Origin of the sequence: Citrobacter sp. C13, from assembly GCF_014596815.2 — a bacterium.
In the GTDB taxonomy this organism is placed as follows: Bacteria; Pseudomonadota; Gammaproteobacteria; order Enterobacterales; family Enterobacteriaceae; genus Citrobacter; species Citrobacter portucalensis.
The window spans coordinates 271803-284101 of record NZ_CP115025.1 but is presented as its reverse complement, the minus strand read 5'-3'; the positions used below and the strand labels follow the sequence as shown (position 1 = coordinate 284101).

Genomic DNA, 12299 nt, shown 5'->3' with positions numbered 1-12299 from the left:
ACCGTCTTAATATGGTTGGGAGGTCCGGTGAAAGTTCTAAATAACAAAGGCTCAGTAATCGAATTACCCAATTTTTCAGAACTCCTCCCGAAGGTTAAATCTGATGATGGGCGATTTTCAAAGCCCAAAAATAAAATATCCAAAGAGCAACGAGCCGAACTGCGTTTGAAATTTGGTGGTCGGTGTGCCTATTGCGGCTGTACTCTGCCGGAAAAAGGCTGGCATGCCGATCATGTTGAACCGGTGAGGCGGGATTTTGAAATGGTCAGAGCCCCCGCTGGAAGTCGAGTGACACACCAGGCTCGAAGTACCGGTAAGGTCATGCATCCTGAACTGCATGCAATCGAAAATCTTTTTCCGGCTTGCGCCCCCTGCAATCTCTTTAAAGGTGCATTGAGTGTTGAAGGAATGCGGAAAGAAATAAGCCGCCAGGTAGAACGCGCCAGGGCATACAGCGTCAACTTCAGGACCGCAGAGCGATTTGGATTAATTGAAGTCACGGAGAAGCCGATTGTCTTCTGGTTCGAAATGTATCAAGCGACACCGAAATAATTGAAACCATAATAAACGAGGATAATGACGATGTTTTTACACCTGGTACCTAAAATCCTGCATCCGATGGGAAATCTCTGCACGCTGGATTCCGTGAGCGTCACGGAACTGTCGCTTCACCTGACAGGAAATGACCTGGTTGCGATGCGCCCTTATCCGAACAAGCAATACCTGGTGGGTATGCTGAAGGGTCGCAAGGCATTGAATGGATTTCTGGTCAAAATTCCCCGAGCGTTAGAAGAGTTTACGATGGTCTCCGTCTGGAATATTGAAGGATACGGCAAAATAACGCACACCCTGAAGACCTTTGTCGAAGATACGGAATATGACCTGGTTTCCCATGACGTGCTGCTGGCGCAAGGGAGCTACCGGGCACAGGCGTCTGAAGAGTATCGTGTTCACCCTGTCTATAAAAACATTGCGCCGGTACACATCGAACCGAAGATGGAGTCCCTGCTGTCGACCGAACCCAATTTAGAGAACGATGTCTGTGAAACCTATTCGTGGGGGATGCTGGTGCGTACGCGGGAAGAGGGGTTTAAGGCAATGACGATGCCATCAGCCCGTCTCAGGGAGTCTGAGGCACTGCGGGGGGATCGCCAGCCACAACCGGAGCAGGCCATTGTTATTAGCGGGTGAGTGGCGATCAGCCTGATGTCGTTGCACAGGCTGACAGACTCTCAATGGATATACCGGGGAAGTTGATTTTCCAACCTGTAGGTTATTCGGTTCGTACCCCGATTCGGTATAATTAGTTAAATCATAGTTAGTTTATTATGTGTAAGGACATAAACATGGATGAATATCTGGCGCTGGACAAGGCACTCATCGAAGTTCTAACCCCGGTTCCTAAGCCGTTCGCGACATTATTTGCCGGAGAAATCAAAGCAGAGTGTCACAGGATTGCCGCTAGGGAAAGCAATCCGCAACCATTGCGGATTCTTGACCGCCGTTTGCAATCGCTAATTAAGGACGGTCGCATTTCTTATACAACCGGAAAAGGTTGGCTTAAATGTGGTGGCACCGTATAACGGTATTTTCAATACAAAAAATTGGAAAGAATCATGACCAGCAATCGCTCCCGTGAAATAAAAACACCGCCTGTGCATATTATTGCGGATTACGTTCTTCGCTTCATGAAGAACAATAAAGAAGCAAAATTGTACGAAGCAATGAGCCGTCTTGAAAGTAAAATCAAACTCTTTGTTGCTGACGGCCATGATGAGCAGCATATCCGGACACAGTTAAATCAGGCCACACAATGTCATACCAAAGAAACACTGAAACGGGCCTGTGAACGGATTTGTATTTAACCTCATGTTATACATTCTGCGAGTGGTAGGCTGGCCTTTGACATCGTAGCCAGATTCTACCACTGAAAGAGGGACGCAATTTTAATGAAATTTATCCTGTTGTTTTTCATTTTAGTCATTCTGATCTGGGGGTTTACAGGTCTGGCTTTTAAAGAAGCCATTATATTTACGTCCGTCGGACTGAGCATTTCGGTTGTGGCTTTGTCTGCTCTCCTTGTGGTAGTTCTGACATTTGTAATGGCTGCAATGTATGCAACTCAGGAACTGGGTGCGCTGGGAAAAATGATTATCGCTCAGGTTGTACTGACCGGATTATGGAACCTGGCTTTTTCTATTATCCCGGACGGAAAGTTACTTTCTTTTTTCGGCGTAAATATCTGGCAATCCGGCTCATACCTGGTTTACTTCATGGCAGTGTTGATAGCTGTTTTCGCGACGTTCGTCGCGTTCCAGAAGCAGCAGTATTTTTTACCTGATGCACCATAAGCCTTCCGATATGGAAGGTTTTTTCCTTCAGTGCTGAGTTTATTTATAGCGGGTCTGTCTTTACACCTTTTTAAACTAAATTCTGTCCTATCTAATTTATCTATTTTTTTTTTTTTTGCTCTTTGGGTTATTAGCCGGGAGAGTCGGTTTGTTATATTGGGTTTACACCAACCGAGGGCAAAAAAATGCAGATTAATAAAGTCATGTCTTTTCTTGATATTCTTTCTAGCTGGCTTGAAGACAATATTAATATGGAGTCTGAGCTGGTCTTCGATAATGATGTAGACAATACCACCTCAGAAGCCCTGTATCCCGCAGTGGAAAAAGCTAACGCGGTATTGAGCAAACTTGCATCTCTGTCGTCTGATACGATTCAGGCGACGCGTCAGCGTTTACAGGACGCTGTCGAAGGCAATGGGGAGGTTTCTCCTGCTGACGTCAAAGAGCTGCTCTTGGCAACCAAGCATTTGATGCTAGCGCCGGATTGCGGAGAATAATCAGATGAGCAGATTAACATTCGAGATTTCAGGGGTAAAAAAACTGCTTAAAGAAATCCAGTCAGCGGATCAATTCCTTGCAACCGTTGATCAGCTTTTTGAGCCAACAAATTATCCGGGGGGGGGTGCCTCTTAACGAAGCTGGTAAGACGGAAAAAGAAGCTTGCCTGGCAGGGGAAGTTTTCTGGCCATCGCCAAAGCATATGGTTCAGACCCGTCTGACCCCTCAGATTACTCTGGTAAAAGGCCATGGCGTCTGTCTGATTACCAATGCTTCTCTGGATGGAAGTCCTGTCTCCCGAGATACAGCTATCTATGCCCGTGGAATGAATCCGTCGCTTGATGAAGATTGGAATTATGAGTCTGATCAGATTATGGGAGGAGATGATAGTACAGTTACAGTACCGCTTGAGTGGTTTGAACTCGCAATCGAAAAGAAACTTAAGGCTTTTAGTCTCAAAGTATCCCCTACAAAAATAACGCTGGTGAATGGATAAACGAGTCACAGGCTGTATCGGTCTAACATGGTCTGTCCCTGATCTTTCAGCCAGCCGAACAGACCCACCTTAAAAGGAGTATTATGGCTGACACAAAGCGACCTATTTCCCCGCTTACACAGGCCCAAATCTATGTGTTGCATCGTCTGGCAAGCGGAACGCAGTATGAGATCTGCGGTGAATTTCGTCGGGCCCGGGAATGCCGGATGTATAGGGGGGCATCGGATGATGTGCGATGCCGTAGCACCCCGGTCCTCTTTCGGCTTGGGTTGGTTGAGCTGGCCAATCCGTCCCAGCGGCCTTTACCGGGAAGTTATTATCAGGTCAAGCTGAGCGCCACTGGGAGTGATCTCCTGAGGTCCATCGAACGCGACTAAATTTTTCAATTGGAACCGTTTTTCTCTCTGATATCAGGACGGGATGACCACAGGTACCTCGAAAAGAACCTCGCCATTGCCAACCCTGAGGCGCTATTTTTTTCTGGTCAAAATAGGCCCGTTAGCGAAAAAAAAACGGTATCTGATGTGGTGTAATGCTGTTGTCATTTCACCCCAGAAGGATAGCTACTGATGAAATTGTTTTATAGCAAACCAGTTCGCTTTATCGTCATTATCTGTGTATTTCTCCTCGGCGTTGATAACTTGAGCGATATGTTCGCCGATGTTTCCCGATCTGTATTCTACGGCGGTCTCGCTGCTCTCCTTGCAATTGCCGTCGTCATTGCCCGAGTTGGTTACACCAAAAATGCGGACAAGGCCAGCCAGGCGCAGTAACTTTTACTCAGCCACCTTTCGGTGGCTTTTTTTTCATAAGGACTGACTCATGCACAACATTGAAATTTCTACCGTCGCCATTTTCAGCGCCCAGTTTAAAAACATCGAAGACGCCGAGAATGCCGGGGCCCTATATTCAGTCGACATCGAATATCCGATGACGCTGAATGACCTGTCGCTGCTGTGTGAATCCGTAGCAAAAGCCGTTGGTGTCCCTAATGGAGTAAAGTACCAGTTTGTCACTCAGCCGCAACCGGAAGAAAGTGATTATTAACGCTTATGGCGACTGGCTGAACAGGAGAAGAACATTGCCCCATGTTGATCACACCCGGACGCTCCGGGTCCAGCTGTACGATGCCAGCCGCTTTCATGATGGCGCGACGGCGGAACAAGCTGGCGAACTGCATACTGTCGCATTCAGTAAACCCGCGATTACCGATGATATTCAGAAAATTGTGGATACCACTGCCGAGGTGCTCGGTAGACGCTACAGCGTTAACGTATTCTCAAACTGAGCGCCGGAGAAGGAGGTGTCCAGGTGACCTCCTTCTACCTTTTTTTAAATCAAAGACCGTCAAATTTAATTCCCCTGTCAGACGTCATCGGCACACTTAAAATAAAACCCGTCCTTTTCCCGGTTGCCATTTTCACTTTTCAGATATTCGTCAAAATATTTCACCACGGGTTATTTGGGCCAGAGGCCGTATTGATATAATGAGTTCACATTTCTGAAAGGAGTTTTAGATGAATAAGTCTCTGGTCAGCTTTGCGGAATTATCCGGCGATGCTATTAATCTTGCGCGACAGTCGGTTATCGAGATGGAAATGACCGCTGCCCGGGAAAAGATTGGAAAGGCTCGTTCGTTATTCCGCTCAGGTATTCATCGTGCTGTTAATGGCTATCCGCTGATTCAGTCGGCGGCTAACCAGATGAGCGTCATTAAACGACTCCAGAGCGACACAGAATATCTCGATGCCTGTATTACTGAGAATCTTTGTATGTTCTCGACAGAGGGTTATCTGTACCTGTTTATGCAACGCCGCTTCATTAATGAACCCGTGTCTGAAGGCCGGGAACTGAACAATATTTCCATTTAAAGGTGACATTATGAAACCATTTGGACTTGCCGGAAAACCGCAGCCTGAGCCCTGTGGCTGCTGCTGGTACTACCCGGAGGATTGCCGTTATGCTGCTGCGAAACCGCTTTACCGCCGCAGCCAGCGTAAGGCTGAGCGTCAGCGTCAGCGTGCGACTATTACCCGCACACTGGCCGAATCACGATAGCCGTAAGGACTGCTCATGCCTGGGCTGACAGTACCCTGTTACCTGGCGGCATTATCCGCTGTGAGTGATTATGATTAAATACGTCACCACGTCGACTTCCCCGATATCACCGGAGCAAAGATGAAACTCAGTCAGTTGGAGGCGGGGATGACCGTTTGGTCACTCTTCCGAACCAAAATGGGCAATACCACCATTAAGACAGTAACTCTTCATTCTGTCGTTATTCAGGAGGTTTACGATAACCACGTTATCGCCAGCTGGAACCGCAATGCGCCGCGTCGGTTCGGGGAAACGGCGATAAGTAGCTGGAAAAAAGATAAGCCGCTACTCATCCGCGACCGTTCCGGAAGTGCCCGTTTGGCGACGCGGGAAGAAAAATCCCGAATATTGGAATCAAAATAGCGCCCGTCCATCTTATCGGTTTGGCCCGTTCCGTTCTCAGCGTATTCCGGTGATGGCAGTTTCCCCCCCCCACTTAACTGTAGGGAAACAAAACAGCTCATTGCATCCCACCTTCCTGCTGTCATTTCCCTCTTTAATCCCGTTTTTTTCGAGCCCTTAACCCGCAAACTAGCTCCCGTTCACCGGGTATGATCAGCGTGTCTGTGACCATTAATTTTCAGAGTGAGGAGAGGGTACATGAACCAAACTGAATCGGACCCGTCCGGATATACCGCAACAACGGTCGATGAAGAACGCATGGCCATCAGGGAACTGATCGGCGAAGTGGTCGGCCGCTACCGTAGACAGGTACCGCCTGATCGCGTCCAGAAAGCTACTTTTGAGGTGAATGGCGGGCTGCTCATGGGGCTTTTGCTTGCTCTGCTGATGCTGGTATGTATTATCCAGCGTGTGGCAACTGGCGACCGACTGATGAGCTTTACCGGAGAGCCTGACGTCCGGGATATTCAGTTTACCCTGATGCTGGTCATGGAGCTCGCACTTGGCATTGTTGTCTGGTTCCTGATTGCGACGGGGGACTATTCGCGTCCCTGGCTCTATCGTCTTACTCCGGCAAAACCCGTCTGGCTTTTTGATGAAGTGGAGGACTCCGATTTGGTGCTGCTTTCCAGCAATCCCTTTATCAAACGCTGGCTTCACGAGGAACTAACGAAAATCAGGCGACTGACGTATACCCGCCTCGATGAGAAACTGGAGAAAATCGCCCATTACCCGGATAGCCTAATGCACAGTTGTGTTCGTGCTCACCGTTTGTCACTGATCGCGGGTTCGAAGACTGACTGATTACAGCCGGAAAGAAGCGGGGGACCGGACGGGCTGGCGGCGTTGAGTGTAGAGATTTGCATCCGTCTGTTTCGTCAGCGATTACGTCAGCCGTCCGCTGTTACGGCCTGCGAGGCAGCAAAACCTGAAATACTTACTTATTAAATATTTAGGCGGTCGACCTGTTCGTTTGAAGGGGGCTGGGTGGTATAATGGCTTCGGTGCTGGAGGCTTTTGCCCCAGCCAGCAGAATCACTGTTTGACTGTGGTAAAAAGCAGAAAGCCCCGAGTAATTTTTTCAAATTAACCCGAGGCCCCTGATGCTAGTCACATTAAAGGTTAGCCTCTTACCTGCAAAAATGCAAGGAGAAGAAGCCATGTGTTAACACCAAGCTGTAATGTCCCCTTTGAACCATTCTAAAATGTCCCCAGACAATTCTCTGGGGGATTTTTCATGATCAAAGAGACTGTTACGATGAGTCATAAGGAACTCGACCGACTTCACATTATTCAGGAGTCACTTAATCGCCATATTACTCAGGAACAAGCTGCGGCACGCATTGGCATTTCTATTCGGCAGGTTAAACGTCTGGTGCAACGGTATAGAAATGAAGGGCCTTCTGGTCTAGTTTCCCGCCGACGTGGAAAGCGTCCCAATAATTCCTTTTCTACCGAATTCAGAGCAACAGTAATTTCACTCCTCAAAGGCCGCTACGCTGATTTTGGACCTACGCTTGCGTGCGAAAAATTGCGCGAGATACACGGCTTGTGTTTATCCATTGAAACTCTCAGGAAGTGGATGGTAGAGGAGGGCATATGGCGCGAACGTCGTCGTAAGTTTGCCCGAATTTATCAGCGCCGGATGCGGCGCCCATCCTACGGTGAACTCATCCAGATTGATGGCTCGCCTCATGACTGGTTTGAAGGTCGGGGCCCCAAATGCACACTGATAGTCTTTATCGATGATGCTACCAGCGCTCTGATGGCGCTACGATTCGCTCCTGCAGAAACAACCCGGGCTTACATGGAAACCCTCCGGGGTTACCTTAATGATCATGGCGTACCACTGGCTCTCTATTCTGACAGACACAGTATATTCAGAGTAAATAACCCGGAGCGGGAAGGAGAGTTGACTCAGTTCACACGTGCGATAAAGACACTGGGCATCGAGCCAATCCATGCCAACAGCCCGCAGGCAAAAGGGCGGGTAGAGCGTGCCAATCAGACACTGCAGGACAGGCTGGTCAAAGAAATGCGGCTTCAGGGTATCAGTGATATTGAAACAGCAAACGCATGGTTGCCGACCTTTATTGAAGCCTATAACAACCGGTTTGCTACGCCGCCTCGTATTGCTGATAACGCCCATCTTGATGTACACCATTCTGAAGAGGAACTGGGTTATATCTTCAGCCTCCAGGCGAAGCGCGTTCTCTCCAAAAATCTCACTTTCCAGTACAAAAGCAGTGCGTTTCAGATTCGCAGTGAAGGCCGGGGATATCGACTTCGGCATTCGGTTGTCACGGTATGCGAAAGCTTTAACGGTGAAATTAAGGTTCTGTATGATGGGAAAGCGTTGGGATGGGAAAAATATGTTGATGGCCCGGAGCCTATACCACTGGATGATGAAAAAAGTGTCCATGAACGTGTGGATAATGCCCGTTTTGATTTACGCTCAAAATTCTACGTAAAACCTAAAGCTGACCATCCTTGGCTCACGCGCCGCACGCAAAGTAATCAGCAAGTGAAGCCCCCTAAATTACCCAGAAAGAAGGCTGATCCCGATAAAATGGACTGAAACCAGGCGTTATTCAGTTGAGTGCATATCCAGTCATAGGATAGATTCTTACGTAGCGTTTCTGGCGTGCATTTTCGGGTGGTTTGTTACTGTTTTTAACGGGGACACGTCAGAAACGCGCTCAGGCCGTCTGAGCGGTACGCGTAATGCGGCGTTATGGTAAATAGCCTATGCTAATGTCCGCTAAGAGCGAGATATAGTCATTCGTACCCTGAGAATTACACTTTGAAGTGATTCAGGGTATGCGCTTACTGGTTACGAATATTGAGCGAGAATCATGTGATGATCGCCGCTTTTCTTTCGAGCCAGTAGGTGCTCCACGTTCGCTAACGAATACTCAGGGCATGCAGATAAACTGCTGGCTATATTTCTTTCGAAGAGCGTGGAATGCATACCAATCCCCGATAAAAAGGAGTTGGTGATGACTGTGACTAATCAATTTGCTGCGCACGTTGGTCTGGACTGGGCTGATAAAAAACACGATGTCTGTGTTCAGTTTAAAAACGGTGAACGCGTATTCGATGTGATTGAACATACAGCAGAAGCGCTTGATGCCTGGCTTACTGAGTTACACCAGAAAGTAAAAGGTAGAATCGCAATAGCTCTCGAACTGAAGAAGGGCCCCGTGGTATATGCTCTTCAAAAATACCCCTTTATCACCGTTTTCCCCGTCCACGCATTGTCCCTGGCTCGTTATCGGCAAGCCTTCTCGCCCAGCGGCGCTAAAGATGATCCGCAGGATGCCGAGCTGGCATTAGAGTTAATGCTGCGTTACCCCCAGAAGATAAAAGCTATTGAACCCGACAATGCGGATATTCGCTTACTTCAGCAACTGGTTGAGCAACGTCGTCAGTTGGTTGAAGATAAACGACGCTTTGTGAACCGGATAATCAACACGCTTAAACAGTATTATCCTCAGCCACTGGAGTGGTTCTCACATCGGGGTAGCTTACTGTTGTGTGAGCTGATTATCCGGTGGCCCAGTCTGCAACAACTGAAACGAGCCAGACGCGACACGATCCGCAACTTTCTGAATGCCAAAGGTGGTCGCGCTATGGCCCTTACCGAGCAACGTGTTGCGAGTATTGATAATGCGATCCCATTGACTACAGACCCGAGTGTTATAGAGGCTAATGCTTTGATGGCAGCAGCACTGGCGACACAAATTAAAGTCGTGAGTGAAATCATCAAAACCTATGACGAACGAATCGAAACGCTGTTTGACACATTGCCAGATGCGGGGCTGTTCAAATCACTTCCGGGCATGGGACCGTGCATGGGCCCACGGATGCTTGCTGCACTTGGTGATAACCGTGACCGGTTTAACAGCGCTGAAGAAATTCAAAACTACGCAGGTATAGCACCGGTGACCGAACGAAGCGGCCAAAAATCCTGGGTTCACTGGCGATGGCAATGTGCCAAGTTCGTCAGGCAGACCTTTGTTGAATGGGCTGCCAAGACGGTTAATTCATCATACTGGGCCAAACTGTATTATCAGGGCCTCAGAGAAAAGGGCAAATCTCATCAGTCTGCGATCCGGGCACTGGCGTTCAAATGGATAAGGATCATTTACCGCTGCTGGAAGGCCAGAACCTGTTATGACGAAGCGAAATATTTGCTGGCTCTCGAAGCGAGACACTCGCCCTTACTGAAGCCATAAAAAGCTTGTCGAATGTCTCAGGGCGTGAAGCGGACATTGCAGACTGCCCAGTAGAAAAAGTGCTATCAGAATTATCTAAAGGAAGATCGTATTTACCATGTCTCATTCTAACTGTTTAATAAATTACAAAAATTAAAATTTCCATTTAATATCATCGCGTTAAGCAAGAGAATTAAACCTCTCATTTAATTTATGATTCTTATTTAATTCATGAGTTGGTGTAAAAATAGGTTGCCGCACTATAGAAAGACACATATTTAAACCCAGCAGGAAATCATATTTGAAAGTAATGTGTTTAAGGGGCTGCGTAACAAGAACAGCAAGTAAACACATAGTAATAACAGTTACCATTCCCATTTCGCAAGTGGCCATATCAGAGGTGAACTAATGCCTGCTGCAATTTTAAGAATTAAGGTTATCCTAATAATTCTTTTGTATGATTAAGATCATCGATAAATTTACTAAGGACTCATTAATGAAATTGCGACTCTGGAATCTATTACCCCATGATTACGCTCCTTTTTTTCGTATTCTTCACATCATTGTGGCATTTCTAATATTATCACAAATTATTAACTCTAATCTGACAGAGACCGAAGCAATTGGTGAACATAGTCTTGAAGGAGTTATAACCTGGATGCACATTATTTCAGGGTTAGGACTGATTATTTGTGGTTTTATTATGTTAAGTTGGATGCTTACTCAAAGAGGTTTTACTTATTATTTTTCATGGGTAGGGCTTGACTTTAGTGGTATTAAGCAAGATATAAAAACGTTGACTAGTTTCCGACTGCCCGATGCACATTCGGGAGGTATTGCCAGTACAATCCAAGGATTTGGAGTTCTAGCATTGCTAATTGTAGCACTTTCAGGTGGCCTATGGTTCTTGTTGAATACCATGCAGTCAAATCTGGCTGAAACAGTAATCCACTGGCATAAGTTCTTTACTACTTTCATTGAGGTCTATTTTTATGCACATGGTGCAATGGGAGTTTTGCATATTTTAATTGAAAAATATAAAAGCCGCTCAGTTAACCTAAGTGACTAATCTGTTGTGAGATAATATTACTTCAAGTTGAAGAAAACCCTAAAAATAAAATTTAGTTTACTAGAAGATGAAACAGCACTTGCAGAGACTTTTTAATTAAATTTAATAAAAACGAAAAAATATTCATGGCGAAATGATTGTTTAATTATCTATCATGGATAGAAATGTGAGTTAGTCGTCCTATTTTAGGAAGTTAATAATGACTAAAACAAAAGGGTTACCTCGTCCGCTGACGCACTACGCTTGGCTTTCCATTGCCACGGCTATTGCCACTATCGGACTCAAAGGTGTGGCGTGGAAAATGACCGGTTCGGTCGGTCTGCTATCTGATGCCATCGAATCCGTAGTTAACCTCGCAGGAGCCCTAATGGCGCTCTGGATGCTGACCTTGGCTGCGCTTCCGGCCGATGAGAACCATGCATATGGGCACGGCAAAGCCGAATATTTCTCGAGTGCTTTCGAAGGATTTCTGATCCTATTGGCGGCAGCCAGTATCGCCTATACCGCAGTTGAGCGGATGTTAACTCCACAGCCGCTTGAGGAGATTGGTCTCGGATTACTGGTTTCAACAGTCGCATCAATCCTTAATTTTGTGACGGCTCGCATTTTGTTAAGGGCTGGCAGGCAGCACAACTCTATCACTCTTGAGGCAGATGCTCATCACCTGCTGACCGATGTCTGGACGTCGGTCGGTGTCATTTTTGGTGTCGGACTGGTTTATCTGACCGGCTGGTTTTGGGTCGATCCGATCGTTGCATTGCTGGTCGCAGCCAACATCGTTTGGACTGGTTATCAGCTTATGAGTCGTTCAGCTGCAGGTCTGATGGACGTATCGCTACCCACGGAAGAACTCAAAAAAATCGAGTCACTGCTGGCAGGATATCGTGAACAGGGGCTTGATTTCCATGCACTACGTACACGCCAGGCTGGCGGGCGGGCGTTTATGACAATGCACATCCTAGTTCCTGGGCGATGGACTGTTCAATATGGGCACGACTGGGCCGAGCGTATAGAGAATGATATCCGCACCGCACTGCCTTTTATCCATATCACCACTCATGTGGAACCGTTGGAAGATCCCGCGTCAATGAACGACCAAACGCTCGACATTTCTGATCACTAAACTAACCACATGTCGCTGGTCGGGCAGGGTAACAAACCTCGCTCTA

18 protein-coding genes are annotated in these 12299 nt (G+C 47.1%); all 18 read left to right on the top strand.

What is annotated here, in order from left to right; translation table 11 throughout:
• The first annotated feature begins 27 nt into the window (after positions 1-27).
• The 18 genes from IB222_RS24780 to IB222_RS24695 all read left to right on the top strand — a co-directional run bounded on the left by IB222_RS24780 (position 28) and on the right by IB222_RS24695 (position 12253).
• Complete coding sequence (locus IB222_RS24780) at positions 28-552, top strand: HNH endonuclease signature motif containing protein (protein ID WP_022652357.1); 525 nt, start codon at positions 28-30, stop codon at positions 550-552.
• Positions 553-582: 30 nt separating this feature from the next.
• A complete protein-coding gene (locus IB222_RS24775; protein WP_022652356.1) occupies positions 583-1191 on the top strand; it encodes a DUF6012 family protein in 609 nt (202 codons plus the stop codon).
• 155 nt (positions 1192-1346) lie between these two features.
• Positions 1347-1583, top strand: coding sequence for a hypothetical protein (locus IB222_RS24770; RefSeq protein ID WP_022652355.1), 237 nt, complete (start codon positions 1347-1349; stop codon positions 1581-1583).
• Positions 1584-1616: 33 nt separating this feature from the next.
• Positions 1617-1865, top strand: coding sequence for a hypothetical protein (locus IB222_RS24765; protein ID WP_022652354.1), 249 nt, complete (start codon positions 1617-1619; stop codon positions 1863-1865).
• A gap of 84 nt (positions 1866-1949) precedes the next feature.
• Positions 1950-2351: a hypothetical protein gene (locus tag IB222_RS24760; protein ID WP_022652353.1), complete on the top strand. Its 402-nt coding sequence runs from the start codon at positions 1950-1952 to the stop codon at positions 2349-2351.
• A 185-nt stretch (positions 2352-2536) separates the two neighbouring features.
• Positions 2537-2848, top strand: coding sequence for a DUF957 domain-containing protein (locus tag IB222_RS24755; RefSeq protein WP_022652352.1), 312 nt, complete (start codon positions 2537-2539; stop codon positions 2846-2848).
• A 77-nt stretch (positions 2849-2925) separates the two neighbouring features.
• A complete protein-coding gene (locus IB222_RS24750) occupies positions 2926-3345 on the top strand; it encodes a DUF3085 domain-containing protein (protein ID WP_223240841.1) in 420 nt (139 codons plus the stop codon).
• A 569-nt stretch (positions 3346-3914) separates the two neighbouring features.
• Entirely contained in the window at positions 3915-4118 is a 204-nt protein-coding gene (locus IB222_RS24745; RefSeq protein WP_022652350.1) for a hypothetical protein, read from the top strand.
• Positions 4119-4167: 49 nt separating this feature from the next.
• Positions 4168-4392 (top strand): hypothetical protein, encoded by a 225-nt coding sequence (locus IB222_RS24740; RefSeq protein WP_022652349.1) that lies wholly within the window; start codon positions 4168-4170, stop codon positions 4390-4392.
• 34 nt (positions 4393-4426) lie between these two features.
• Positions 4427-4633, top strand: a complete 207-nt coding sequence (locus IB222_RS24735) for a hypothetical protein (protein WP_032610492.1) — start codon at positions 4427-4429, stop codon at positions 4631-4633.
• 229 nt (positions 4634-4862) lie between these two features.
• On the top strand, positions 4863-5216 hold the full coding sequence (locus tag IB222_RS24730) for a hypothetical protein (protein ID WP_022652347.1): 354 nt from the start codon (positions 4863-4865) through the stop codon (positions 5214-5216).
• Positions 5217-5226: 10 nt separating this feature from the next.
• Positions 5227-5403: a hypothetical protein gene (locus IB222_RS24725; protein WP_162859439.1), complete on the top strand. Its 177-nt coding sequence runs from the start codon at positions 5227-5229 to the stop codon at positions 5401-5403.
• Positions 5404-5523: 120 nt separating this feature from the next.
• The gene (locus IB222_RS24720) at positions 5524-5805 is read left to right on the top strand and encodes a hypothetical protein (RefSeq protein ID WP_022652345.1); all 282 of its coding nucleotides are present in this window, start codon (positions 5524-5526) and stop codon (positions 5803-5805) included.
• A gap of 237 nt (positions 5806-6042) precedes the next feature.
• Entirely contained in the window at positions 6043-6648 is a 606-nt protein-coding gene (locus IB222_RS24715; RefSeq protein WP_015063019.1) for a hypothetical protein, read from the top strand.
• A 433-nt stretch (positions 6649-7081) separates the two neighbouring features.
• On the top strand, positions 7082-8422 hold the full coding sequence (locus IB222_RS24710) for an ISNCY family transposase (protein ID WP_000589001.1): 1341 nt from the start codon (positions 7082-7084) through the stop codon (positions 8420-8422).
• A gap of 421 nt (positions 8423-8843) precedes the next feature.
• Complete coding sequence (locus tag IB222_RS24705) at positions 8844-10082, top strand: IS110-like element ISEsa2 family transposase (RefSeq protein WP_000219087.1); 1239 nt, start codon at positions 8844-8846, stop codon at positions 10080-10082.
• 475 nt (positions 10083-10557) lie between these two features.
• A complete protein-coding gene (locus tag IB222_RS24700) occupies positions 10558-11130 on the top strand; it encodes a cytochrome b/b6 domain-containing protein (protein ID WP_001515348.1) in 573 nt (190 codons plus the stop codon).
• A 199-nt stretch (positions 11131-11329) separates the two neighbouring features.
• Positions 11330-12253 (top strand): cation diffusion facilitator family transporter, encoded by a 924-nt coding sequence (locus IB222_RS24695; protein WP_000167917.1) that lies wholly within the window; start codon positions 11330-11332, stop codon positions 12251-12253.
• The last annotated feature ends 46 nt before the right edge of the window (positions 12254-12299 follow it).